Here is a 24,681-nt window from a genome sequence, read left to right as displayed (position 1 = left end):
GATAGAGGGGCAATTCACGCAGCAGATTCACGGGATGTGGATCCTGTTAGTTCCGGCAGCAGGGGATGGCCGGTGTGCATGTGGTAGTCGACACAGCCGAAGGCGGCGGCCAAATGGGGGACCACGGCGGCTCGGACAGCTGTCATTTTAACCGGCTGCGTCGTTTCTGACAGGAGAGACGAATGAATCGGCCGGTGCGGCGGGCGGTTTTTCCCCGCAATCAGCCGCGAAAATTCGCGAGAAGGAAGCGAATCGACCCGCTGAATGCTCCGCATGTCGGGATTCACGTTAATGAACGCCCCTTGTGAAGTGACGCCAAACTTCACGGCAATCCCCAGGGCCGCGAGCAGACCGGTCTGTCCCCAGAGGCCAAAATGCCCCGGCAGCGTGGTCGTCTGCACGCCCAGTTCCTGCAACGCGGCAGACAGGCCCGTTTGGAAGCGGCGCATGAATTCGCCAACCGACCAGCCGTGCCATTCGAGCTGCGTGATGATGTAAATGGCCACTTGTCCCGGCGCGTGAACCAAGCAGCCACCGCCGCGGGCGACATATCGCACGGCCAGTTCGCGTTCCGAGAGCTCTGCGCCGCTCAAATGCAATTGATCGCGGGAGCCGGTGCGGCCAATCGTGATCAGCCCGGGATGCTCGCACAACAGCGTTGTGAAACGGCCATCGGCCCGAGTCGCGGCATCGTACGCGAGGCGTTTTTGCGCGGTCAGGCAATCTTCAAAATCGACCTGCCCCAGCAAGTGAAAATGGCTGGCAAACTGCTTCGGCAATTTGGCGGTGCGCGGCATGGCAATTCTTTATGGACAGACAAGAACCGAACGACGAGAGGCCAGGCAGGTGTGGGGCGGAGAGTAGCAAAACCCGCCGCGCGAGCCCAGAGCAAGTTCACTGGTGGAATAGACTTTGCTAACGGCAAAGATGATCGAAAAGGGTTATGCCGGAACAGCGCAGAGTACTGCGTGTCGCGAGCCTACGATTCGATCCAGCCGCCGCCGAGAACTTGAGGGCCGTCGTAGCAAACGACGGCCTGGCCGGGCGAGACGCCGTGGCGTGGTTCGTCGAATACCACCCGCAGCCGATTGCCGGGAAGTGCTTCAGCTGTGGCCGCAGCGGGCGGGCTGTTGTAGCGGATCTTCGCCGAGCAGCGGAACTCGCCAACGGGCGGATCGCTTTGCCAATTGCACTGGTCGGCGGTCAATTCCGTGCGCGCCAATTCGTGTTGCTGGCCGATGACCACGCGGTTGGTGGCAGGGTCAATTCGCACCACAAAATACGGCTCGCCCATCGCGACACCGAGCCCCTTGCGCTGGCCAATCGTAAAACCTTCGATGCCTGGATGCTCACCCACAACCTTGCCAGTGGTCGTTACGATTTGTCCCGCTGTGGTTTGATCGGGGCGGCGCTGACGCACGAACTCGTCATGCTTGCCGCTGGTCACAAAGCAGATCTCCTGGCTGTCGCGTTTGTCCGCCACGCGCAGGCCCACCTTCGTAGCAAGTTCGCGAATTTCCGGCTTCTTAAATTCGCCAATCGGCAGCAACATGCGCGGCAACAGCTTGCGCTCGATGCCAAAGAGGACGTACGATTGATCCTTGCCATCGTCGACGCCGCGGCACAGCGCTGGCCCTTGAGCAGTTGAGATCAGCCGCGCGTAGTGACCGGTGGCGACATACTCGGCACCAACACTATCGGCGTAATCAAAGAGTTTGCCGAACTTCAGCCAGTTGTTGCACTGCACGCAAGGATTGGGCGTGCGGCCGCGGGTGTACTCGGCAACGAAGTAATCGATGATCTGTCGAAACTCAGCCTTCAGGTTGAGTGCATAAAAGGGGATGTCGAGCCGGTCGGCGACGCGCCGCGCATCTTCGGCGTCGCTGGCGCTGCAACATCCCTGCTTATGATCGGCGCGGGCGTTGAAGATTGGCAACGAGAAGCCAGGAGCAGCATCGGTCTTGCAAGCTTCCAGGGCTTCTTCGCCGTGGCGCATGAAGACGCCAATGACATCGTGCCCTGCTTCGCGCAGCAGGAATGCCGCGACACTACTGTCGACGCCTCCCGACATGGCCAGCACGATTCGTGACATCTTTCACTCCGCAAAAACAAACGAGCCCCGGAATCTTCCGGGGCTCTGTGTCTATCGATTTTAATCTTCGACAACTCGTCTCAGACCAGCTTCAAGAGACTAGGTCTTGGCCTTGGTCTTGCCTGGAACTGGTTGAGCATAGGTGCCGTCTTCGAGCGGCTTGACCGGAGCTTCGTCGTTGTAAGTGAGCAGCTTGGCGTAGTCGGCCAATTGGCCATTGCCATTGAGCGCGTCATCCCACTTCACCACTTGGCCGGTGTAGGTAGCCATGCGACCGAGAATGGCGGTCATGGTGCTCTTGGCACCCCATTCACCTTCGTTCGGCAGGCGGCCCGCACGCAGGTCGGCGAATAGGTCGTGATGTTCTTGCTGGTGACCATCGGCGCCGAGCTTACCGAAATCGTGCAACATCTTGCCCGACTCGTCGTAGATCTTCGAACCGCTCACGTCGGCGCGGCCCTTGGTGCCATGCACATGTTCCGCAACCGAGTTCCAGCAACCAGGTTGGTGGCGGCATTGGCTGTACATGATGGTGCCGTCGGCGTAAGTGTATTCGACGAAGTGATGGTCGAAGATTTCGCCGTACTTGACTTCGTTCTGGTTGACGAGACCGCCCATGCCTTGAGCGCTCACGGGATAGGCGTTCTTGATCCAGTTGATCACATCCAGGTTATGGATGTGCTGCTCGTTGATATGGTCACCGCTGAGCCAGTTGAAGTAGTACCAGTTGCTGATCTGGAACTGCGTTTCCGTCATGCCAGGCTGACGTTGACGCAGCCAGGGGCGCGAACCGTTCCAGTAGGCGCGGGCGAGAACAATATCGCCGATCGCACCTTCTTGAATCTTGGCAACCGTTTCCATGTACTTCCGCTCGTGACGACGTTGCAGACCAACGGCCACGGCAAGGTTCTTCTTCTTGGCTTCGGCGGTGGCCTTCAAAACCTGATTCACGCCGAACACGTCGGCCGCAACCGGCTTCTCCATGAAGACGTGCTTGCCGGCCTTCACGGCAGCTTCGAAGTGGATCGGGCGAAAGCCTGGCGGCGTGGCGAGAATCACCATATCGCAATCGGTGCCGAGCAGTTTTTCGTAGCCATCGAGGCCGACGAACATCTTGTCTTTGGGCACTTCGACCTTGTCGTTGTGCTTGCCCTTGATGGTGCGATACGCGGTTTGCACGCGATCTTCGCTCACATCGGCCATGCCGACGAGTTTCACATCGCCGCCCGAAGTGTTCATTGCTTGAATAGCGGCGCCCGTGCCACGACCACCACAGCCCACGAGACCGATTTTGATCGTGTCGCTGCCAGCCGCGTAGGCCGTGCGCGCTACCGAGACTTGTCCGGCCGCGATCGCACCACCGGCGACCAGCAGGCTCGACTGACGGATGAAATCGCGCCGCGAACCGGTTACACCGGTGGATTCAGACTTCTTACCGGATTCTTGATTCATAAGCTTGCTACACTCCGCAAAGTAAACAGACGCTTGCCGAAACCAAAATTAAACACATCGGCAAGGGAGGAAAGGAACTGCTACCAACCTGCAGCATACCGCCGCAGGTTCAGGCTTTCAATCATCGGCAGTGGGCCGCGGGTACGCCTTACTCCAGCGGATTCTTGCGATCCGACCAGCTGAACTGATCCTGCTTTTCTACGAGTCGCAGATTAAAGAAGTTCGCAATATTGTCGTTCACGCGCAAGGCTGGGCTAAGAAGTTCGGAGCCCACTAATTTGGTATCGGGAGTCACCAGAAACAGGTCGAGATTCTTGCGATCCAAATCGTTATCACCGCTTGGCTTGGGGTGGTACTGCTGCAACTTGGTTTGCAGCCGCTTCACTTCGGCAAGTGACTTGGGATCGGCACTACCGGCAACCAACATCACCGAGAGCTGCTTGCGGGTCACTTGATTCGAAAAGAAATCGACGCTACTCAGCCCCTTGAAGCTGTTGACGGGAGACAACAGCACGAGTGCCTTGACGTCTTGCCCCTGTTTGAACGAGGGAAGGACCGGAGCGCTCCAATCAAGGATCGACCAACGCATTGCGATGAGGCAACTGACATCGCAGCCCACGATGCCAAGCGCTTCGATATTGCAGGCCGTCGCATTATTCTTTTCGAGCAAAAACCGCTTCGCGGTCTCGACGTCCTGCGTCATCGCTTGCACGTCTTGAGGGCGGAAAGTGGTCCGATCGAGGTCTTTGTAGACGATCTCTCCCTTTTCGACAGCCTTGTACTTCATGCTTTGGCCGTGGCCGCGCAAGTCCAACGTCACCACGGCATGTCCTAGCGACTGCAGACGCATGGCCAGTCGTTCCATATCGCCCCGCTGGCCATCCCAGCCATGCAGCAGGATGAGCGGAACCGACTTCTTGCCGAGCGTGCCGGCGAAATAAGTCATTTTGAGCGCGACGCCATCCTTGGTCTCGCGATTGATATCTTCTGGCGCTGGAATCTTTGGCGCTTTGGGATCCTGTCCGCTCGCCACACTACATGCGCAGGCCAGCAACAGCCCGCAGGCCATCCAACCGATTCGTGCTAGCCCACCGCGAAAGACAGCCATACGAAATCCTCGGCAAAGGCGCGTCACACGCCCGCATTAAACGGTGAAGAGGAACCAGAGGGCCAGTCGTTGCCCTTGATTGAAATGTAAGCAGCAAAAGGAGTAACGTCAAATAGTTTTTTGCCAGAACCAGCCCGGCGACGGCACTTGGCCCGCCGTCGACCTCGAACAGCGGGGAAGGCTTGGCGGAGGTACAGGCGGGAGGTGTATTTCGGGGCGGGCTAGCTGCAAGAAATCTTGTGGGCATAAGTACTTTTGGCAGATTGGTGCGTTTAGATCACGGAGGAACATGGACTGCGGTCGTGCCAGCGGTTGTAGGTTCCTGTTTAGCCTCCCCCATCGAGTGGTTCTCATTGGTCGGTGCGAATGCTTGCATTCTTCACCGTTCTCGGTGAGAATACCGATGTTCTGAGCAGTGGTTGTTTTTCGTAAGCTATTTCGCTCGCAGGGTTTGGCGGGAATAAGTTCCTCTACACGCCCCGAATAGGCACGAATCACGATCTCGTTCGCAATAGTCAAGACATCGCCTGCATTCGGCATGGCAGCACGATAAGGTTGGGTCGGACGGAACAGGAGAGTCAACCGTGAAGCTGTTTGAAAATCTGAAGCAATACTGGCGGCAACAAACGGGCGAAGACGAGACGCCTTTGGATGGCGATTCGCCAGCCTTCTTCGCCAGTTTCTTCGTGCACCTTGCCATCCTCATTTTGATGGGGCTATTGGTTCTGCCAGAGCACAAGAATCAAGTCACGCTGACGATCTCGCAAGTCACCGAAGAAAAGGTGAAGGAAGAACTCGAACTGCAAGTTCCCGAAGAGTTCTTCTTCAGCGAACAGCCTTCGGAAGAAGTCGGTGCCAACAGCGTGGGCGGCGTGGCAGTTGCTCTGTCGCTCGCTCCGGTCGTTTCCGATGTGTCGGAAGTTCCCAATCACCAAGAGTTGCTCGAAGAAGCTGAAGTCGGCAACGTCGAAGTCAACGATGCGATCGCCGTCGCCACTGGCCTCAATTACAGCCAGAATCAAGTGGTAAAGGGTGCCGCTGGTGTGGGCGAAACGGGCGCAGAAGGCGCAATCGACCGCATCACGCACGAAATTCTGCTCTCGCTGGAAGAACGCAAAACGCTTGTCGTTTGGCTGTTCGACTCCACGGCCAGCCTCGTTCCGCAACGTGCCGCGATTCGCGAACGCTTCGACCGCATCTACAAAGAACTGGGCATCATTGAAGCTGCGGGCAACGAGAACTTCACCAAGCACAGCGATCAACCGCTTCTCTCCTCGATCATCGCCTTCGGCCAAAAAGTCGAAGCTGTGACCAAGGAACCGACCGCGAACCTGTCGGAATTGAAGGAAGCGATTGCCAGCATCAAGAACGATGATTCGGGCACCGAAAACGTCTTTTACGCTGTTCACGAAGCAGCTAAGAAGTATGCCCCCTTCCGCTATACCACCGAAGAGAAGCCACGTCCCGAACGGAACGTGATGATTGTGGTGGTGACCGATGAAGTAGGTTCCGACTGGAAGCAAGGCCTGGAACCGACCGTTCGCATGTGCCGCCGCTGGGCGATGCCTGTGTATGTGGTGGGCGTGCCAGCACCCTTTGGTCGTCAAGACACGATGATGAAGTGGGTCGATCCCGATCCAAAGTACGATCAAACGCCGCAGTGGGGCGTGGTCGAACAAGGGCCAGAAACCCTCTATCCCGAACGTATCAAGCTGGCCTTTTCGGGCAGCAAGCTCGACGACGATCCGATCGACTCGGGCTTTGGTCCGTACGGTTTGACGCGCCTGAGTGTGGAAACGGGTGGCATCTACTTCGCCGTACACCCGAATCGCTCGGTGACGAAGACCGTTAGCCGCAAAGATACGATGGCCTATACGTCGCACCTCAAGCACTTCTTCGACCCCACGGTCATGCGGCGGTACAAGCCGGACTATGTTTCAGTGCAAGAGTACGACAAGCGGGTGAGCGCGAACATGGCTCGCCGCAAGTTGATCGAAGCTGCCCTAAATCCGCAGCTGCAGCAGATGGAGTCGCCCGAAACTCGCTTCGTCAATCGCGATGAAGCTTCGTTCTCGAATGCTCTGTCAGAAGCACAAAAGCAGGCGGCCGCTTTGGAGCCCCGTGTGAATGGCCTGTACGAGATTTTGCGGCAGGGTGAATCTGACCGCGAGAAAGAAACTGTCCTGCGTTGGCAAGCTGGTTACGACCTGGCGATGGGCCGCGTGCTCGCCGTTAAGGTTCGGACCGAATCGTACAATGCGATGCTCGCCGCCGCGAAGCGTGGCCTGAAGCCCAAGGATCCCAAGAGCAACACCTGGACACTGAAGCCCGATGACGAAATCTCGGTCGGCAGTGCCCTGCAAAAGGTTGCCGATCGCGCCAAGATGTACCTGGAACGCGTGGTCAAAGATCACGAAGGGACGCCGTGGGCCATGCTGGCTCAGCAAGAATTGAAGGATCCGCTGGGTTGGAAGTGGGAAGAGTCGTTCACCGACGTCACGCCCATGCGTGAGGGAGCCGGCAACGGCAACGCTCCTGCACCAGCCAACGACGCAGCCAAGATGCTCGCCAAGCCACCGCCAAAGCGTCCTGCACCCAAGCTGTAACTTGCTTGGCCGGAATTCAACCAACCGATTTAAAGGCCCGCATCAACCGCTGCGGGCCTTTTTCGTGCGCGCGATAGATTCACCTGAATTGAGGGTGTTCAGGGAACGAGCATTTGCCTCATGGCTGTTCAAGTTTGCAGCCGCGGTGGGTCGGTTCCCAAGTCCAAGGGACCGGTAAACGACGCCTGCACCGACCTGTTCAACGGGCGTTAAGCGGTTATCAAGAAGGTTATCGGAATGACGCCAAATTCCTGCTTTCGGCGAGCCATAACATATTGCAGGATAGCGGCTTGCGGCGTTATTCGGAACCGCTCGAATGTCACGAAAAAGTTATCGCGCAACCGCCGAAATGGGGGTGTTCAGGCATGTTAAGCCTGAACAGCTCGGAGTATTGCTGGTCGCCGGCCGCCGAAAGGCTACCACTGCATTAGCGATTCGATTTCTAGGCGCGAGAGGGTACTCAGCAATTCGCTGATCAGCGGGCGACGCAGCGGTTCGTTGGCCGTCATCTTGGCGATGAGCGTGGCAACTTCCCGGCTGACATCAGGCCGCGACACTCGCAGGTCGCTGGCAGCGTGCCAGTTGTCCGCCAGCGATGGCTTCGGGCTGGCCGCTTCGCCGCGGAGCAGCTGGAGCAGCGACAGGCCCAGCGAGAACACATCGGCCGCGGTGCTCAATTGATATCCCGGAATGAGCGCTTCGGGGGAAAGATACGCCGCATCGCCCGCGAGCCAGTTCTCGGTCCGGCACTCGGCCGAGCCCAACTGCCGGGCAAGGCCCAAGTCGATGAGCGTGACGTGGCCTTGATCGGACACGATCAGGTTCGCCGGCTTAACGTCGCCATGCAGCCAACCCTGGCTGTGCAGCATCGCGAGCGCGTCGGCCGTTTGTCGCACGTACCACAGTGCCTGAGGCACCGGCACTTGAGCACGTTGATTCAGCAGTTGCTCGAGGGTGGAGCCAGGCAGATAAGGCAGGACTGCGTAGTCGGGCTGGTAGTCGAAAACCGTGATGAGGTTGGCATGACTTACGGATTGAGCCACTTCTACTTCCCGGTGCAAGACAGCGCGTGCCAACTCCCTATCGGCAATGTCTGCCCGAATGGCTTTGATGACGTAGTCGGCAGACTCGTGTTTCGATTGCCCAGTTGCCCGCGCGCGATGGATCTCAAATTGATTTCCCGAGGCGATGAGCCCGGCCAGTTCGTAACCGGTAACGTACGGCAGTGTGCGCGGGCGGGAACGCGGGGTCTCGCGCGCGGTGAAATGCGCAGGACGCAACAGCGAAGGCATAGAGAGAAATCCAGCGAAATCGAAGAGAAGAGCGGCAGGTGCGGGAATAGCAGGCAGGAGAAGAGGTTCTTACTTCCATCGGCGCGCGGCGGCGTTCAACTGCACTGCGATGACCCGCGGATCGTGCGGTTGCTGCTTGCGTTGCTATCGCCAGATAATTAAGATTTCAAGTTTTGATAGGTCACTCTTTCCGGAGATTCTGTGATGTTGCGTAACTGGCTGCTGTGGACGATGTTGCTCGCCTTGACTTGTGGTGCTGTGGTGGGCTGCAGCGGTCCCGACGGCAAGCCCAGCTCGGACAAGATCACTGACGAAGGCAAGAAGTAAACTGCGCCAATCGCAGTCCTTCCGCTCGATCCATTCATCTGACAAAGGTCCTCTCCCCATGCTTTGCAAGATGCTACGTCCTGGGTTTGCGCTAGTCGCAGCCACGCTGCTGATATTCGCAGCTGGCTGCAAATCCGAGAGCAACCCGAATGCGAATAGCGGCGCGGGGGCCTCGGCGGGTTCCGGCAAACGCTTTGTCTTTTTGATCAACACGCCCAACGACTATTGGAATGCGTGCAAGGCGGGCCTCGTCGAAGGGGAGAAAGAGTTTCAGCTGAAAGATGCTGGACTCAGCATTTCGATGGAGTCGAATGACGGCACCGCGCAGGGACAGGTTGATTCGCTCCGGCAGTTCGGCACTCAGTCCGATATCGTCGGTGTCGCCCTCACCGTCGTTCAGGCCGACAACGCGGCCATCGTCGACGAGATGAAAAAGCTGCAAGCCAAAGGAGTGAAGGTTTTCACCGTCGATGGCGACGTCAATCGCGATAAGTTCCGCGATGCTCGCCCCTACTACATTGGCACGAACAACATCGAAGCGGGCAAGTTGCTTGGCGCTGCGACTAAAAAAGTGCTCGAGGCCCGCAAGGTCGATAAGGGAGCCTACGTTCAATTCGCCGGCTACACCGATAACGACAACGCTCGCAATCGCATGAACGGCGTGAAGGAAGGTCTCGGCAGCAGCTACGAGGATCGCGACCGCATGTCGGACGAAACCGACTACAACCGCGCTCAAGAGAATGTGCGCATTGCCCTCACCAACCACGCCGACCTTGTGGCACTTGTTGGCATCTGGGCCTACAACGGTCCCGAGATCGCTGTGGTCGTGAATCAACGCAAAGCTCGCGATCAGGTGGCTGTGGTCACGTTCGATGCCGATTCGCGATCGATCGAGGCGATGGAGGCCGGCAACATGGATGTGATGTGCGTGCAGGATCCATATAAGATGGGACTGCAGGCAGTGAAGCTGCTCAAGGCAATGCACCTGGACGACCAAGCCACGATCAAAGAAATGTTCCCCAATGCGGGTCAGCCAGACGGGGATATCTACACGACCGGACTGAAGTTGGTTGTGCCAGATGCAGGGTCGCCGCTGAAGAAAGAAGACTACGCGGGCAGTGACATCGAGTTTTTGACAGTTTCGGAAATGAAAGCCTGGCTGAAAAAACTCGGCCTCAAGAGTTCATGAGCACACCTCGCAATCCACTGCTGGCGGGCCACTGGTTTACGAACGAGTTGGCCCTGATTGTGGCGATTGGGTGTGTGGTGCTTTTCACGTTGGCGGTGGACAGCAATCGCGCCTATTACAATCGTCGCGACGAAAGCGTGCAGGAAATCTCGCGTCAAGTTGCGATGCTGGGCATCTTCGCGCTCGGTGCTGCCGTCGTCATCATCTCGGGTGGCATCGATCTGTCGCTTGGTTCGACGATTGCCACCTGCGGCGTGGCGTGCGCTGCCATCGTCTTGGCACTCACTCCGCAAAGCTATGCTCCCAGCATGTGGCAATCGACCGGCATCTGCATTGCGGCGATTGGTGGCAGCATCGTCACGGGGCTGATGATAGGCACGCTACATACCTGGTTAATCACGTCGATCAAGTTGCCGCCGTTTGTTGCGACACTAGCCACGCTCGTCGGCTTACGCAGCTTGGCTCGTGCCTTTTGTGACTATGTGAATGTGAAGGTGACGGGCACGGGCGGCTCGAAGATCAATATCAACAACCCGATCTTTGTCTTCATTCGGGACAACGTGTGGGTCTCGGTGGTCGTGCTGATTGCGATGGTGCTGGTGACTTGGTTCGTGCTGAGCAAAACCGTTTTGGGCCGCCATATTTATGCTCTCGGCGGCAACGAGCAGGCAGCCAGGCTGAGCGGCATTCGCACCGAAAACGTCAAATGGGCCGCCTATTGCTTTAGCAGTTTTACGGCAAGCATTGCGGCCATTTTTTATCTCGCCAACTCCAGCGTGGCCGACCCCGTGACCCAGGCCCGCGGTCACGAACTGAATGCGATTGCCGCCGCAGTCGTGGGTGGCTGTGCCCTTCAAGGTGGAATTGGCACCGTGCCGGGAACCTTGCTTGGCGTGATCTTTTTGCGCGTCGTCGTAGACGGCGTCTCCAAAATGATTAAGAGCCAGGCCGAAACTTACGAAGGCCTGATTGTCGGCGCGGTCGTCGTCGCTGCCGTGACACTTACGCAGGCCAAGCAACTGCTGAGCAGCGGACGCCAAATGTTTGCCGGCTTCCGCGGTAGCGCGGCCATCCTCGCGCTGACCTTATTCAGCGGACTCGTGGCGCTTGTGACCCTTGGTCATTGGAACGCCCTAATCATTTCCATCGTGATTCTGATCGTGCTGAGCGGCATCAAGCTTAGCGAGCGGCAACCAAGTCGCGTCTAGTCTCGAGGGATGGGCCATGACTGCAGCAGGATCACCCAAGGAACGGAGCAACGAGCCCATCATCGCCATTCGCGATGTGACCAAGCGTTTTCCCGGCGTCATCGCGCTTGAGCATGTGAACTTGGAGATTCTGCCGGGAGAGTTTCACGCGATCTGCGGCGAGAATGGTGCCGGCAAAAGTACGCTGATGAAGATCCTCTCGGGAGTCATCGCCGACTTCGAGGGCGAATTGCTGCTCGCTGGCAAGCCCGTCCGCTTTCGTAACACGCGCGATGCCGAAGCGGCCGGCGTGAGCATCATCCATCAGGAACTGAACCTGGTCGAGCAACTGTCAGCCTCGGCAAACATCTTTCTCGGTCGTGAGATCCGCGGCTGGCTCGGCTTGCGTGATGACGCTGCGATGGAACTGGCCGCAACATCGCTGCTGCGAGAGCTGGAGTGCGAAGTTCATCCGCGCACGCTGGCCGGCGAACTGCGCGTTGGTGATCAACAGTTGATCGAGATCGCCAAGGCACTTTCGCTGCAGAGCGATATTCTGATCATGGATGAGCCGACGAGTGCGCTCACCGAATCGGAAGTGAGCCGGCTGTATCGCGTGATCGAGCGTCTGCGGAAGCGGGGCGTGACGATTCTGTACATCTCGCACAAGATGGACGAAGTCTTTCACCTGGCCGATCGCATCACCGTGCTGCGTGACGGCCGCACGGTGAAGACGTTGAACAAAGCCGATATGAACGCACAGCAGATTACGCACTTGATGGTCGGTCGCGAGATCGAGGCCATCGACTTCGGTGCCGAGCGAAAGCCGGCCGAAGTGCTGCTGAAGGTAACGAATCTGTCGTTGCCCTGGCATGGACATGCGCGCGAGTGGCGGTTGCACAATATCTCGTTCGAACTCCGCCGTGGAGAAGTCCTCGGCTTCGCCGGCCTGATGGGTGCTGGGCGAACCGAACTGCTGGAGTGCCTGTTTGGTGCTGCGGAGATTCCTCCCCAGGGCAAGATCGAACTGTTGGGCCGCGAATTGAAACTTCGCCACCCAGTCGACGCCTGCCGTGAAGGAATTGCACTGGTTACGGAAGATCGCAAACGGCTGGGACTTTTCACCGCCATGAATGTGGGGCAGAACATCTCGATCTGCACGCTCGACCAGACAGGTCGGCTGGGGATGATCAACGGTACGCGCGAATGGTCGATGGCCAGCGAAACCGCGTCCAAGCTCGCCGTGAAAACTGCGGGCCTTTCGGCCGCGATCACCAGCTTGAGCGGCGGCAATCAGCAGAAGTGCATCATCGGCCGCTGGCTGCAGACGAATCCTCAAGTCTTGTTGCTCGACGATCCCACTCGCGGCGTGGATGTCGGTGCCAAGGCGGAACTTTATCGCTTGATCGATAAGCTCTGCCGCGACGGCATCGGCGTGATTATGACGAGCAGCGAGATGCCCGAATTACTGACCGTCTGCGATCGCATTTTGGTTCTTAGCGAGGGAAACCTCACCGGCAGTTTCTTGCGCTCGGAAGCGACCGAGCACAAGATTCTGGAAGCAGCGACCATGGGCCGGGCAAAAGTCTGAGCGACTTCCACTAGCGCGGTGGCAGGTGGCTACTTAAGGGGCGATCGTCAATCTCCGGCGAGTCGTCGCTCATCTCGGCGTGCATGCGAACCGATTCCGCATCGGTCGTATTGAGCATGCCGTAGGCAATGGCCACTTGGGCAGCCGAAGTGCGGACCACTACCAGAGCCTTGCCGGCTTTGACCATTTCGTCGTAGTTTTTCAGATGGTCGTCGTGAATGCCCCAGCCTTGAAACGCACCGAGCAAACCGCCAACGATCGCTCCGGTAATTCCGGTGGCAAGTGCGCCCGCTGCGATCACCGGTCCTATACCACTCACCGTGAGTGCTGTCGCGCCAATGACCAAACCCACTGCTCCACCGGCTCCTGCGCCCGTCATCGCATCAGTCTCGGTACGATCACCCGACTTGGCGGCGTCCTGCACGTCGGCTTCGTCCGAAGGTCTTGCACCCACTAGGGAATACTCCGCCGGCGAGAAGCCACTTTCCTGCAGTTTTTCGATTCCTTCGACTGCCCTGGCATAGTTCGAATAAATGGCAATTACCGAGTCTTGGGCTTCCATGATGTTCCTCGCAATAGAAGGTCGGCAGGCCTGGATATTCAATCCAAAAGGCAGGTCCGCCAAAGTTTTTCATTGCCCGAGGTATGAGCAATCAGCATGCCGCCAGTTTGGGCTGCGGTGAGTTGGCGAAAAGATGAAAACCGGGTCAGAAAAGTGGTAACGCCGACTGTCTGCTAGTAATAATGTTCTTGGCGAAACAACAGGCCGCGCCGGAAGGCGTGAAAAAGAAAGTGGGGGCTCTGACGTTCCCAATGAACGATTGGAATGCGAAAGCGACCAGGGGCTAACTGCCGCTTTTGCGAACTACCGTCAGAGCCCCCAACGGGCCAGTTTGCACAAAAAACCGTTTTCATCACCGCGAGGCTGCGGTGATGTTTCATTCCTTAAGCATGCGGTGCGCCAAACCTAAACACGGCAAAAGTTCGCATTGTAAATCCTTTTGTGGCAGCGACTTACATTTGACCAGAATTCGACAGCAGGCAATTGCCAGCACTTCTCAGAATTTCCGCTGACGGCGAGTGTCTAAAAAAGCCACACTTGGGACTTTGGGTGAGTACGCTTTACGTACACCTGTGCAATTTTGCGCAGCAGCTGGTTTGTGCCCTTCTTGCCGGTACTTTGCTGACGGGCGAAAATCTGCTTGCCGCGTCTCCGTGGGCCCCTGTTTCTGCCCTCGAAGTCGGGTAAGTTGCAGGAGCCAAATGTCTGGCTGCAGCCGACCAATTTCTCCTTGGCCGAACTTCGTTTCTCGTTGGTCCCAGGTCCGTGATTGAGCAAATAGCGGCATCGCGACGCCGGGTTCTGTTCTCGGTGAATCCGCGCGCTGGCGCTCGTTTTCGCGGCGAACTGGTCGATCAACTCCACGCCGAGCTTGCCAAGTTCGATCTCACGACCGAAGCGTTTACGGACATCAACTCCCTGCGTGAGCGGGCTGCGGAATTGATGACAACTGGAGAACTACGAGCTGTTGTGGCCGCCGGAGGCGATGGCACAATCGCCTTGCTGGCCAATCACACTCCGCCGGGTGCTCCCCTGGCCATCTTGCCGCTGGGGACGGAAAACCTGCTGGCCAAGTATCTGGAGCTTTCCGCCGATACGGCTGTTCTCGCGCAGATCATTGCCGATGGCTACACGCAACACTTCGATATGGGCGAGGCCAACGGCCAGCTCTTTTCGCTGATGGCCGGTTGTGGCTTCGATGCTGAAGTCGTCCGCCGACTGCACAGTGACCGGCGTGGCAATATTCATCATTGGTCGTACATCAAACCAATTCTCGATTCGATCCGTAACTACGAATACCCAGAGCTGCGCGTGCGTTATGCGCCGAGCGACCAGCTTGGGGACGAACTGACTGAAGAAGTTGCCGCGCGGTGGGTGTTTGTCGTGAACATCCCACGCTACGCGGGTGGTCTAAACATTGCTCCCGGTGCGGAAGGGAACGATGGCCTGCTGGATGTGTGTACCTTTCGGGAAGGTTCGCTGTGGAATGGGCTCGTGTATCTCGGCGGCGTTTTGCTCGGGCAGCACGAGTCGATGCAAGACTATTCGCACATTCGGACCAGGCGACTCGTCGTCACCGCTGAACCAGAGGCACCCTATCAACTCGATGGAGATCCCGGTGGGACATTGCCGGTGGAGATAATTGTTCGACCTCGCCGTTTGACGGTCCTGGTCGCCCATCACCGGGCCGTGACGCAGCAACAAGAAGCAGTAGAATCAACTGCACAAGCAGAATCGTAATCGATCACCGTTTGAATTCGACACTGCGAACGAATCGCAGCCAGACATCACAGGGAGTGTTTTTGTGCCAGCCGAACCAGCGTCTTCAACTTCGGCCACCCATAATCCGGCGCAGGTTGGACCTTACCAGTGCGGCAAAGGCCAGCGGCTGCTGCTCATTGCTGGTCCCTGTGTCATTGAGTCGCTGGAACTCACCCTGCTGATTGCCAATAAACTGAAAGAGATCGCCAGCTCGCGCGCGGTGAATCTTGTCTTCAAAGCGTCGTTCGATAAAGCAAATCGGACCAGCGGGGGTGCTTTTCGCGGCGCTGGACTGGAACGTGGCCTGGAAGTTCTGGCCGAAGTAAAAAAACGAACTGGTTTGCCGGTAACCACGGACATTCACGAATCCTCTCAAGCAGAACCTGTTGCCCAGGTTTGTGACGTCCTGCAAATTCCCGCGTTCCTGGCTCGTCAGACCGACCTGCTCGTCGCCGCGGCTCAAACGGGCAAAGCGGTAAACGTAAAGAAGGGGCAATTCATGGCCCCTTGGGATATGAAGCACGTTGTCACGAAGCTTAACGGCGCAGGCTGCCAGAATGTGCTGCTGTGCGAACGGGGCACCTTCTTTGGCTATGGCGCACTTGTCAACGATATGCGCTCGCTCCCCACGATGCGTAGCCTTGGTCCACCGGTGATTTTCGATGCCACACACAGTGTGCAAGAGCCTGGTGGCCTCGGTCATGCCACGGGAGGCAATCGCGCGATGGTCGAACCGCTCGCTCGAGCAGCCGTAGCCGTGGGGGTTGATGGTCTCTTTTTCGAAACGCATCCCGACCCCGATCAATCTCCCAGCGATGGACCAAACATGATTCCCTTGGACGACTTTGCCGCGATGCTCGATCGCGTCTTGAAGGTTCGCGCTGCGGTGGAGGACTTCACATGAACCGGGAATTCACTCTGCGAGATATTGCGATCGTTTCGAGCATCGGATTTCTGCTTTCCGCAGGCTTGTTCTTTTCAACCGTTGGCTGCGTGCCTCGCGCGGCCATGGAAAAGCCGGTCTATCAACAGGGTGCAGACAAATCCCGCGCGATCGACGAGCTAACGCTGGGATTCGAGTCCTTGCGGAACGTGAACAATCCGGCCGCGATGGAACGAGGCAGCACTTCGAACACTTCAGCCTCGCGAGCAATCTTCTACCTGAACCAATGGATTTCCAAGGAAGACATTGACGCCCACAAGTGGCAAGTCGATCCGATGTTTGAGAAAGCTCCGCAGGTCATTCGCCGCCATCCCGTTTTTGCGGGGCTCGATCAACTCGAATTCACGCTGCCTGACATCACCTACTTGCAGCAATGCCTGTGGGAAAACGACATCGCTCAGCGCACGGTGCTAGAACCAGCTCCGGCTGCTCTTGAGCCTTGGCTGAAAGAAATGGATGCGGCCGGCAGGATCGACGCCGCGCGTCAATTGCGCCAAGCAGAACGGCTTTTTGATTGGACTGTACGGAACATTCAGCTCGATCCGTTGTTGCCGCCGCCGAAAGGTCCGCAACTCACGGCCGAAGAAGCCGTCAAAAGCGATAACCGTCCGCCGCCGCAACGTGGCGTACCGGGTCCCGGCTATCAACAATTGCCACGACAAACGCTGATCTATGGCCGAGGCGATGCTTGGGAACGAGGGCGAATCTTCATTCAACTTTGCCGGCAAGCGGGCATTCCTGCGGTGATGCTCGGCATGGTTCGCGATACGGAACTCGCCGGCCCGCAAGCTTGGGCCGCCGCCGTGCTGATCGACGAAGACTTGTACCTCTTCGATCCTCAGCTGGGCATTCCGATTCCTGGTCCCGACGGTCGCGGCATTGCCACACTCACACAGTTCATCGCCGATGAGAGCTTGCGTAATAATCTGAAAGTGGCCGGAGGTGAAGCGTATGGCATCACGACCGACGATCTGAAAAACGTCGCAGTACTTCTTGATGCGCAGCACGAATCGCTACTGCGAAGAATGGCCATTCTCGAAGGACCGATTAATCATGCTCGCGCGCAGTCTCGCACCGAGCGGAGACCGGAAGGGGACGATACTCCGCGGCTTGATATCGTGCTTTCCTATCGCCCAGGAGAACTCGAACCCAAGCTCCGCCGCGTCAAACACGTAAGCACTGTTGGTTTGTGGCGAGTGCCGTTCGAAGCTGTGTTCTACGCGATGGCCCTGCCGGAAGTCGTGGCCAAGGATCCTCGCTTGGCTGAGCGACTGCAAGAACGTGAAATCGTGATCAACAAGGAAGAGATGGTTTATCTGGGAGATTCCCAAAAGGTCGACCGCTCTCTGATCGAAGGTCAAGAACAAAAGCAACGCGTGGCCCAGAATGTCACGCTCAACCAAGGCCGCGACTACCTGTTACGTGGCCGCTTCGAAGATGTCGATGGCCGTCCTGGCGCGAGGTCGGTCATGCTCTCGTTCCGACCGGCGGAGTATGACATCAGCCAACACGAATATTCGCCCAAGTATCTAAAGGCGAAGTATGGCGAAGGGATTCCGCTGCCGGAAGATCCCGAGCAGCGAGCGCTGATGATGAAGCGAATCGGTCGGCTAATGCGACTGGCCAAGAGTAACTCCACCTATTGGCTCGGCCTCTCGTATTTCGAAACCGGCGACTACGACAACGCCATCGAATGGCTGGAGCCGATCGCCCGCGATGAAACGAGCAATAGCGATTGGCAAGCCGGAGCCCGTTACATCACCGCCCGCAGTTACGAAGCTCTCGGCAAACCAGAGAAGGCGCGCGAGCTCTACCTAGCCGATGACTCACCTCAAGCGGCCGGAAACAAATTGCGGGCCGAATGGCTCAAGGCAAAGCCCAAACCTGAGAACGCCGACAGCGATAAGCCCGCCGAGCCTGCTGCTACGGAACCTAAACCATGATGGGACTTCCCGGCGGTTCTTCCGGCGAGGGGCCAGCAAGTTGGGCTGGTCTTTTGCTGGTTGTGACCGTGGCCGGAATTGTCATCGGTGGCTTGGTTTACTTGCTCTTTCAGATCACGCCCGTCTAGCGTCAAACTTGCGTCTATAGCAACCTGTCATACCACAATAGAAATGTCCCTTACGTCCACATTAGAAATGTCCCCATGTTGCCCTCCAGAAGGAGGGCAACATGGAGACGATTCAGATGAGTCAGAGCGAGCGGCGGCGGTTGGAGATTTTTTCGCGGGTGAAGCAGCAGCAGCAGCTGACGTTGGTGCGGGCGAGCGAGTTGTTGGCCGTGAGTTATCGGCAAGCGAAGCGGTTGTGGGCTCGGTATCAGCGTGAGGGTGATGCGGGGTTGGTTCACGGTCTGCGTGGCCGGGCGTCGAATCATCAGAGCGAGGCGGCTTTGCGGGCGCGCTTGTTGGCTCGGTATGGCGAGCGATACGGCGATTACGGTCCGACGCTGGCGGCGGAATGTTTGGCGACGGAAGGTCTGTTGGTGGGAGTGGAGACGTTGCGTCGGTGGTTGTTAGCGGCGGGTCTGTGGTCGCGTCAGCGGCGTTCGAAAGTGCATCGTCGGCGGCGAGCTCGGCGGGAGCAGTTTGGCGAGTTGGTGCAGATGGACGGTTCGCATCACGATTGGTTCGAAGGTCGTCGCGCGTGGGCGGTGTTGATGGTGATGATCGACGATGCGACGAGCCGTGTGAGCGCGCGGTTCTACGAGGAGGAGACGTTGGCCGCGGCGTTCGAAATGGTGCAGCGTTACGCGCAGGAGCGTGGCTTGCCGCGGGCCTTGTATGTGGATCGGGCGTCGATCTACCGGAGCGATCGCGAGCCGACGGCTGCGGAGATAATCGCGGAAATCGAGCCTCAAACGCAGTTTGGTCGGGCCATGCAATCGCTGGACGTGCGGTTGATCTTGGCGAACAGTCCGCAGGCCAAGGGACGGGTCGAGCGCGTGAATCGGACGTTGCAAGATCGCTTGGTGAAGGCGCTGCGGCAGCGTGGGATCAGCGAGTTCGAGTCGGCGAATAAGTTCTTGGAAGCTGAGTTTCTGTTGCCGTTCAACACGCGCTTCGCAGTGGCACCGACCAAGCCCGCGGACTTGCACCGCGCGGTGCCGCAAGAGTTAGATCTGTGCCGCGTGTTAGCAGTTCACGAAGAGCGTGTGGTGCAGAACGATTGGACGATTCGTTGGCAGAACAGCTTTCTGCAATTGGACCGTAAGAGTGGTCTGCAACCGCAGGCTCGGCTGACGGTGTGCGAGCAGTTGGATGGCCATGTGCGCTTGTTCGCGGCTGATCGCGAGTTGCTCTGGAGCCCGGTGCGGAGCGAAGCGAGTCGGCCGCGCAAACCGCCCCCACACCGTTACCTTAGAAAGCCTTACCCCCAAGGGGACGTTTCTATTTGTGGTGTAACGCAGGAGGAGGGCGACCGCCTGCTACGCTGGCCTGATGATTGCTACAATGGAGCAGCGCAAGAACGCACCGTGCCGCCACACCTTTTTTGTGAATTGCAGCCCGTTATGGAGCAGGTCTCCGGCAATTTGTACGACTATCCCGCTTACTACGACTTGGTCTTTGGCTCGGACTGGAAGGCGGAACACGACTTTCTACTCAAGGTGTTCGACCGCTTTGGTGGCGCTGCGGTGCAAAAGGTTTTTGAACCGGCGTGCGGCACCGGCCGGCTGTTGTATCGATTTGCCGACCACGGGTTGGATGTGTTCGGCCTGGATCTCAACCCGCGTGCCGTCGATTTTTGCAACAAGCGACTGCAGAAGCACGGCTATCCGGCGAGTGTGATCTGTGGCGATATGTGCGACTTCAAGTTGCCGAAAAAAGTCGATGCCGCGTTTAATACGATCAACAGCTTTCGACACTTGCTCAGCGAGCAACAGGCCGAGGCTCATCTCCGCTGCATGGCCGAGGCGCTGAAGCCCGGCGGCATCTATGTTCTGGGCTTGCATCTGACGCCCACCGCTGGCGAACCGATGACCGAAGAAGCCTGGTCGGCCCGGCGTGGCCATTTGGCCATCAACACGCATCTGGCGACAATGGATCTCGACCGGCGCAAGCGGACCGAGCGTTGCCGGATGAAGCTCGATATCTACACGCCCACCCAGCGGCGGCAAATCGTCGATGAACTGGTGTTTCGCACGTACACCCGCGACCAGATTCAAAAACTGCTCGATAGCGTCGGCCTGTTCGATATCGCCGAGACGTACGACTTCAGCTATCGCATCGACATGCCCATCGAAATCGATCGCGAAACGCAGGACGTGGTCTTTATCCTGCGGAAGAAGCGAATCAGCAAGTAGCAGGACCATCGGCAACGGCGAGACCCTTTACCTCTCATTTTTCAGAAAGAGTTTGAGAACGGACTGCAGATCTAATGGTTCAAGCTTTGATTTTTGATTGCGACGGCACGCTCACGGATTCGATGCCGATTCACTACCGTAGCTGGCGAGCCACGATGCAATTGCACGGCATCGACTTTGCTGAAGATCGCTTCTATGCCCTTGGCGGAGTGCCGAGCCAGAAGATAATCGAGATGCTTGCAGACGAGTGCCACATTACGCTCGATTCGGCCGCGGTTGCTGACCAAAAAGAGCAAGCGTTTTTAGAGTATCTGCCGGAACTCAAGCCGATTGCTCACATTCTGGAAATTGCCCGCGAGCATCGCGGCAAGCTGAAGATGGCCGTCGCCAGCGGCGGCGTGCGACCCGTCATTCTTGCGCAGCTGGAAGCGATTGGCTGCGCGGATTGGTTCGATACAATCGTCACGGCCGAAGACACCACTCGGCATAAGCCCAATCCCGATGTGTTTCTGGAAGCTGCCCGGCGGTTAAATATTGCGCCGCAGTTTTGCCGCGTCTATGAAGATGCCGACTTGGGCATCGAAGCGGCCAAGCGAGCAGGCATGGAATGGATCGACGTCCGCGATTGGCAGCGGTAGCTGACTGCAGGTGGGGTACGCCACCTGTTCTGTGTTGAAATGTTCACACGCCTTTCTGGTCAGCCGCGCTTCTGCATGTACCGGCAATGCTAGCCTGCATACACCTATTCGGGGCAGGCGGATTGTAAAGAATGCCGCCATCGTCAGCCGACGATGATTCTAGCAGTTGGTTCGCGCGTACTAGGTAATCGCTTCTGCGCGGACCTAACGATCCAAGGGAATGGAGCTAGCACAACGACAGAGCCGGTCAATCCACGCGAAAGTGTGGCTGGGCAAGTGTCTGTTGAGCCAGCAGTTTCTGGCGATCTGAACCAAGGGATTGGGGGACTTCATGCGGGTCGACATTCGCCGATATTTGAGCGCGATGCTGGTGGGCGGCGCCATGTGTTGGTCGCTCCCTGCGTCCCGCGCTGCGGAGCCTGCGGAAGAAGCGCGCGCCATTTTCCTGCTAGGCGACGGCTTGGAGTTTCAAAACGATCCGATTCGCCTCACCAGTATGCTGCAGGAAGAATCGACCCAGCCTTTCGATCCCAGCAGCACCCAGCCCTTTGACCCCAGCAGCACGCAACCGTTCGATCCCGGGCTGACACCCGACTCTGGAAATCTCTTTGGCAATAGCGAAGCCGTCGATAGCCTGATCAACCAGATTGTCGCGCCCGGTGGCGAAGCCATCAGCGGGGCCGAAGCCCAGAATTCGGTCGTGACGGACGTCGGCTCGTTGATTCAGAACTCGGAAAACATTCAAACCGTCGGTGCCCAGCGCCGTTCGCAGGTCGCCTACGATCCGCGCGTGCGTGCCTACCGTTACGGACAAATCTACGCTCAAGCAGAAGGCCAGAACTTCTTGCCCGTGCGACTCGACTTGGACTCGATGGTGAGCAAGATCGATCCTTCGCTCATTCAATCGGTGAGCGTCATTCCTGGTCCTTACGGCGTGCGATTTGGGCCAGGCTTCAGCTTTCTCGATATCGACATGATCGACACGCCCCGCTACGACTGCCCCGAGACACACGGCCGGCTCGGTTTCGATATGCGCAGCAACGGTGGCCAAACCGGCATGCGTGGTACTGCCTTCGGTGGTGCCAGCGACTATGGCTACTTGCTGCACTGGGGTACCCGTAACGGTGCCGACTACATGGCCGGCAATGGCCAGAAGATTCCTTCGAGCTACCACGCTCAGAATGTGATGATGCAGTTCGGCTACGATCTTTCGCCAAACACCAAATCCGAGATCAGCTTCAGCTATCTCGATGTGCATGACACCGAGTACGCGCTGCAGTTCTTCGATATCAACAAGCTCAATACCGATAGCTGGAACTGGGTGACCACGACGACCGATCCATGTGATGGCAGCACGTGGACGAACCAGGTCTGGTACAACCATACGAACTTTCAGGGCGACAATCAAAACGCGAGCAAGGCCGGTGTGCGTGGCCGAGTTACGGACGCTCTCAACGATGTGAACGCCACCAATTTGTTTACACCCGCCGGCTTCAATGCAGCGGTGACGGGTAACCTGAATAACTTTGGTGGTCGCACGGTCAAAACCTACGGCGATGACACGGCCGAACAGTTCCGCTACGGTGCCGATTTCCGGTACATCACTCAAAGCACGCGCGAAGATTTCATTATTGACGATCCAGGCGGCTTTTTGGTGGATCCTATTTTCTCGACCCAGCAACCGCGCTCGGTCATGACCGATCCTGGCTTGTTCACCGAACTCTCGTTGCCCTGGTTCTCGTTCATGCGAACCACCGCTGGTGCTCGTGTGGACTTTGTGAACACTCATCCGCCGGCCGGTTTCACAGCGGTCAACGAACAAGTGACTGGCGACAACGCCTACATTCAAAACGATCTGCTCGGTGCGGGCTACATTGTGGGAGACATCGATCTCTCGCAAGAGTGGGGCGTGCGGGTGGGTGCTGGTTATGCCGAACGCGCACCAAACCTGACCGATCGTTATGCAGACGGTGTCTATATCAGCATGCTGCAGACGGGCTTCAGCCGCTTGATCGGTTCGCCATCATTGCGAAAAGAACGAGCCATTCAGTTCGATACGTCGGTTCGTGGCGACTTCGAAAACGGAAAGGTCCGAGCCAGCTTCTTCTATAGCTGGATTCAAGACTACAACACCTACATCGCGTTCGGTCTCGATCCACCGGTGCCCGAAGGGGCTCGCCTGTTGCTCGCGACCAACACTCCGCTGGCTACGCTCAACGGTTTCGAACTGTACGGCGACTACAACCAGACCGATCGCCTCAGCTACTTTGCCTCGCTGCAATATGTCGAGGGACAAGATCAAACGCTGGGAGTTCCGTTGCCGGGCATCTATCCGCTCGAGAGCCGGTTGGGTGTGCGCTATACCGATTGCAACCAGGGTGAAACCTGGGGCACGGAATGGGGCTGGCGCCTCGTGGCTGCACAAGACCGCCTGGGAATCTTGCGGGCCGATGCAATCAACCCTGTGTTGACGCAGGTTGTCGAAACCCGCACGGGCGGTTTTGCCACCTCGTACATCAAGGGCTACTACAACTTCAATCAGAACATTCACGTCATCGCGGGTATCGACAACTTGTTCGATCGTACCTACATCGAACATCTCGACTTGCGGTTCCGCGGCACGTCGCTCAACTCAGGACCGATCATCGCGGCCCTGTCACCAGGCTTTAATGCCTACACGGGCGTAGAAGTGAACTGGTAACCACAGCGGCCTGAAGCCCGCTTAACGAAATGTGCCGTTGCTCAACTTACTGACGCGGCGGAGATCGACGCGGCGAATGGCCGACCAGGGGATGACCGACAACGAATACATGTCATCCCCATCTTTGTGGGCAAACACGCCGTAGTCGCCGGTCGACAAAATCTCCGCATAGTGATCGGGAGACATGATCTCCCCTTCCTGCAAGAAGATTTCCAGCTCGGTCGACTCGCTACGGTGGTCCCAGAGTCGCCCCACGATATATCCGAGCGCATGAACGCCAGGTGGTATCGGTTCCGGATCGGGCTCGACTTCTTCGACGACAGCCTCAACGACTTCTTCGTCTTCGGCCGCCTGCTCGTCTTCGACCGGTTCACCTGCTGGTACTTCTTCGTCTTCAACTTCGCCCGTGGGAATTTCGTCTTCCGGCACATCGTCTTCCGGAATGACAAACCGAGCGCCACAGTGCGGACACTGACCGGCCTTGCCTTTGAGCGATGGCGGACCGTTGAGCTTGTGACCATTGGGACACAAGAAGACAAACACGCCGGCAGCAGGACTCGAGCCCTTCTGGCTGCCCATCCCAATCTTCGAACTGCCGGCAACACCCGACTTGCCGGCATCGCCACCCTCGATGTTCGATTTGCCAACACCCGACTTACCAACACCGGATTTGGGTCCGCTCGTGGAACTACCCGGGCGATCGCCATCGGCCGAGTGATCGGGCGCTTCGGTCGCTTGTTCGGCAGCTTCAGCTTCCGCCTGGGCCAATTCCTCTAGCGTGGGGACCATGAAGGCGGTCGCACACTTGGGACATTTACCGCTTTTGCCTGCCAGGTTCTCCGGCGCAGACAATTGATGACCGTTTGGACACAAAAACTTGATCATGCCTGGGAGCAACTCTGGGGAGGTAGTTCACGCGGCTAAGGGAGT

At 57.7% G+C, this 24,681-nt stretch carries 19 protein-coding genes; 12 read left to right on the top strand and 7 right to left on the bottom strand.

The features are described from left to right. Window positions 1-14: 14 nt before the first annotated feature. From NA78x_RS15410 to NA78x_RS15395, 4 genes are all read right to left on the bottom strand, one after another. Entirely contained in the window at window positions 15-797 is a 783-nt protein-coding gene (locus tag NA78x_RS15410) for a lipoyl protein ligase domain-containing protein (protein ID WP_425619342.1), read from the bottom strand. 182 nt (window positions 798-979) lie between these two features. Beyond that, complete coding sequence (gene mnmA / locus NA78x_RS15405; protein WP_425619341.1) at window positions 980-2,092, bottom strand: tRNA 2-thiouridine(34) synthase MnmA; 1,113 nt, start codon at window positions 2,090-2,092, stop codon at window positions 980-982. 99 nt (window positions 2,093-2,191) lie between these two features. Next, a complete protein-coding gene (locus NA78x_RS15400) occupies window positions 2,192-3,544 on the bottom strand; it encodes a Gfo/Idh/MocA family protein (RefSeq protein ID WP_425619340.1) in 1,353 nt (450 codons plus the stop codon). 148 nt (window positions 3,545-3,692) lie between these two features. Continuing rightward, window positions 3,693-4,652 (bottom strand): alpha/beta hydrolase, encoded by a 960-nt coding sequence (locus NA78x_RS15395; protein ID WP_425619339.1) that lies wholly within the window; start codon window positions 4,650-4,652, stop codon window positions 3,693-3,695. 584 nt (window positions 4,653-5,236) lie between these two features. Between NA78x_RS15395 and NA78x_RS15390 the strand changes: the two genes are divergently transcribed. Beyond that, window positions 5,237-7,258, top strand: coding sequence for a vWA domain-containing protein (locus NA78x_RS15390; RefSeq protein WP_425619338.1), 2,022 nt, complete (start codon window positions 5,237-5,239; stop codon window positions 7,256-7,258). A gap of 416 nt (window positions 7,259-7,674) precedes the next feature. Here NA78x_RS15390 and NA78x_RS15385 read toward each other — a convergent pair whose 3' ends face one another. Continuing rightward, a complete protein-coding gene (locus NA78x_RS15385; protein ID WP_425619337.1) occupies window positions 7,675-8,550 on the bottom strand; it encodes a serine/threonine-protein kinase in 876 nt (291 codons plus the stop codon). A 204-nt stretch (window positions 8,551-8,754) separates the two neighbouring features. Between NA78x_RS15385 and NA78x_RS15380 the strand changes: the two genes are divergently transcribed. From NA78x_RS15380 to NA78x_RS15365, 4 genes are read left to right on the top strand one after another with little or no spacing between them, the layout of a single operon-like run. Further along, a complete protein-coding gene (locus NA78x_RS15380) occupies window positions 8,755-8,877 on the top strand; it encodes a hypothetical protein (protein WP_425619336.1) in 123 nt (40 codons plus the stop codon). Between the two features lie 58 nt (window positions 8,878-8,935). Further along, complete coding sequence (locus NA78x_RS15375; RefSeq protein WP_425619335.1) at window positions 8,936-10,066, top strand: substrate-binding domain-containing protein; 1,131 nt, start codon at window positions 8,936-8,938, stop codon at window positions 10,064-10,066. Continuing rightward, window positions 10,063-11,274: an ABC transporter permease gene (locus NA78x_RS15370; protein ID WP_425619334.1), complete on the top strand. Its 1,212-nt coding sequence runs from the start codon at window positions 10,063-10,065 to the stop codon at window positions 11,272-11,274. The genes NA78x_RS15375 and NA78x_RS15370 overlap by 4 nt, the downstream gene beginning before the upstream one ends. Before the next feature lie 16 nt (window positions 11,275-11,290). Further along, entirely contained in the window at window positions 11,291-12,844 is a 1,554-nt protein-coding gene (locus tag NA78x_RS15365; protein ID WP_425619333.1) for a sugar ABC transporter ATP-binding protein, read from the top strand. A 10-nt stretch (window positions 12,845-12,854) separates the two neighbouring features. On the opposite strand, the gene NA78x_RS15360 is transcribed toward NA78x_RS15365, so the two are convergent. Beyond that, on the bottom strand, window positions 12,855-13,406 hold the full coding sequence (locus NA78x_RS15360; RefSeq protein WP_425619332.1) for a hypothetical protein: 552 nt from the start codon (window positions 13,404-13,406) through the stop codon (window positions 12,855-12,857). An 810-nt stretch (window positions 13,407-14,216) separates the two neighbouring features. Here NA78x_RS15360 and NA78x_RS15355 point away from each other — a divergent pair. From NA78x_RS15355 to NA78x_RS15325, 7 genes are all read left to right on the top strand, one after another. Beyond that, window positions 14,217-15,146: a diacylglycerol/lipid kinase family protein gene (locus NA78x_RS15355; RefSeq protein WP_425619331.1), complete on the top strand. Its 930-nt coding sequence runs from the start codon at window positions 14,217-14,219 to the stop codon at window positions 15,144-15,146. 64 nt (window positions 15,147-15,210) lie between these two features. Next, window positions 15,211-16,071, top strand: coding sequence for a 3-deoxy-8-phosphooctulonate synthase (gene kdsA / locus NA78x_RS15350; protein ID WP_425619330.1), 861 nt, complete (start codon window positions 15,211-15,213; stop codon window positions 16,069-16,071). Continuing rightward, entirely contained in the window at window positions 16,068-18,053 is a 1,986-nt protein-coding gene (locus NA78x_RS15345) for a tetratricopeptide repeat protein (protein ID WP_425619329.1), read from the top strand. Before kdsA ends, NA78x_RS15345 begins: the two co-directional genes overlap by 4 nt. Further along, on the top strand, window positions 18,050-18,181 hold the full coding sequence (locus tag NA78x_RS15340) for a hypothetical protein (RefSeq protein WP_425619328.1): 132 nt from the start codon (window positions 18,050-18,052) through the stop codon (window positions 18,179-18,181). The genes NA78x_RS15345 and NA78x_RS15340 overlap by 4 nt, the downstream gene beginning before the upstream one ends. A gap of 101 nt (window positions 18,182-18,282) precedes the next feature. Continuing rightward, on the top strand, window positions 18,283-20,412 hold the full coding sequence (locus NA78x_RS15335) for an ISNCY family transposase (protein WP_425619327.1): 2,130 nt from the start codon (window positions 18,283-18,285) through the stop codon (window positions 20,410-20,412). A 74-nt stretch (window positions 20,413-20,486) separates the two neighbouring features. Then, window positions 20,487-21,050: an HAD family hydrolase gene (locus NA78x_RS15330; RefSeq protein WP_425619326.1), complete on the top strand. Its 564-nt coding sequence runs from the start codon at window positions 20,487-20,489 to the stop codon at window positions 21,048-21,050. Between the two features lie 331 nt (window positions 21,051-21,381). Beyond that, the gene (locus NA78x_RS15325) at window positions 21,382-23,751 is read left to right on the top strand and encodes a TonB-dependent receptor (RefSeq protein ID WP_425619325.1); all 2,370 of its coding nucleotides are present in this window, start codon (window positions 21,382-21,384) and stop codon (window positions 23,749-23,751) included. Window positions 23,752-23,772: 21 nt separating this feature from the next. Here the strand turns inward: NA78x_RS15325 and NA78x_RS15320 are convergent, their stop codons facing one another. Beyond that, a complete protein-coding gene (locus NA78x_RS15320) occupies window positions 23,773-24,540 on the bottom strand; it encodes a hypothetical protein (RefSeq protein WP_425619324.1) in 768 nt (255 codons plus the stop codon). Between the last annotated feature and the right edge of the window lie 141 nt (window positions 24,541-24,681).

The sequence above is a fragment of the Anatilimnocola aquadivae genome, assembly GCF_049819085.1.
In the GTDB taxonomy this organism is placed as follows: domain Bacteria; phylum Planctomycetota; class Planctomycetia; order Pirellulales; family Pirellulaceae; genus Anatilimnocola.
Note: the sequence above shows the minus strand (reverse complement) of the source record. Positions and strands in the feature narration are given on the sequence as shown.

Excerpts from the sequence above, each read along its gene's own strand:
- NA78x_RS15380 (WP_425619336.1), top strand. The coding sequence starts at position 8,755 with ATGTTGCGTAACTGGCTGCTGTGGACGATGTTGCTCGCCTTGACTTGT.
- NA78x_RS15385 (WP_425619337.1), bottom strand. The coding sequence starts at position 8,550 with ATGCCTTCGCTGTTGCGTCCTGCGCATTTCACCGCGCGCGAGACCCCG.
- mnmA (WP_425619341.1), bottom strand. The coding sequence starts at position 2,092 with ATGTCACGAATCGTGCTGGCCATGTCGGGAGGCGTCGACAGTAGTGTC.
- NA78x_RS15375 (WP_425619335.1), top strand. The coding sequence starts at position 8,936 with ATGCTTTGCAAGATGCTACGTCCTGGGTTTGCGCTAGTCGCAGCCACG.
- NA78x_RS15340 (WP_425619328.1), top strand. The coding sequence starts at position 18,050 with ATGATGGGACTTCCCGGCGGTTCTTCCGGCGAGGGGCCAGCAAGTTGG.
- NA78x_RS15325 (WP_425619325.1), top strand. The coding sequence starts at position 21,382 with ATGCGGGTCGACATTCGCCGATATTTGAGCGCGATGCTGGTGGGCGGC.
- NA78x_RS15370 (WP_425619334.1), top strand. The coding sequence starts at position 10,063 with ATGAGCACACCTCGCAATCCACTGCTGGCGGGCCACTGGTTTACGAAC.
- NA78x_RS15395 (WP_425619339.1), bottom strand. The coding sequence starts at position 4,652 with ATGGCTGTCTTTCGCGGTGGGCTAGCACGAATCGGTTGGATGGCCTGC.
- NA78x_RS15365 (WP_425619333.1), top strand. The coding sequence starts at position 11,291 with ATGACTGCAGCAGGATCACCCAAGGAACGGAGCAACGAGCCCATCATC.
- NA78x_RS15410 (WP_425619342.1), bottom strand. The coding sequence starts at position 797 with ATGCCGCGCACCGCCAAATTGCCGAAGCAGTTTGCCAGCCATTTTCAC.
- NA78x_RS15360 (WP_425619332.1), bottom strand. The coding sequence starts at position 13,406 with ATGGAAGCCCAAGACTCGGTAATTGCCATTTATTCGAACTATGCCAGG.
- NA78x_RS15320 (WP_425619324.1), bottom strand. The coding sequence starts at position 24,540 with ATGGTCCCCACGCTAGAGGAATTGGCCCAGGCGGAAGCTGAAGCTGCC.
- NA78x_RS15400 (WP_425619340.1), bottom strand. The coding sequence starts at position 3,544 with ATGAATCAAGAATCCGGTAAGAAGTCTGAATCCACCGGTGTAACCGGT.
- NA78x_RS15345 (WP_425619329.1), top strand. The coding sequence starts at position 16,068 with ATGAACCGGGAATTCACTCTGCGAGATATTGCGATCGTTTCGAGCATC.
- NA78x_RS15330 (WP_425619326.1), top strand. The coding sequence starts at position 20,487 with ATGGTTCAAGCTTTGATTTTTGATTGCGACGGCACGCTCACGGATTCG.
- NA78x_RS15335 (WP_425619327.1), top strand. The coding sequence starts at position 18,283 with ATGGAGACGATTCAGATGAGTCAGAGCGAGCGGCGGCGGTTGGAGATT.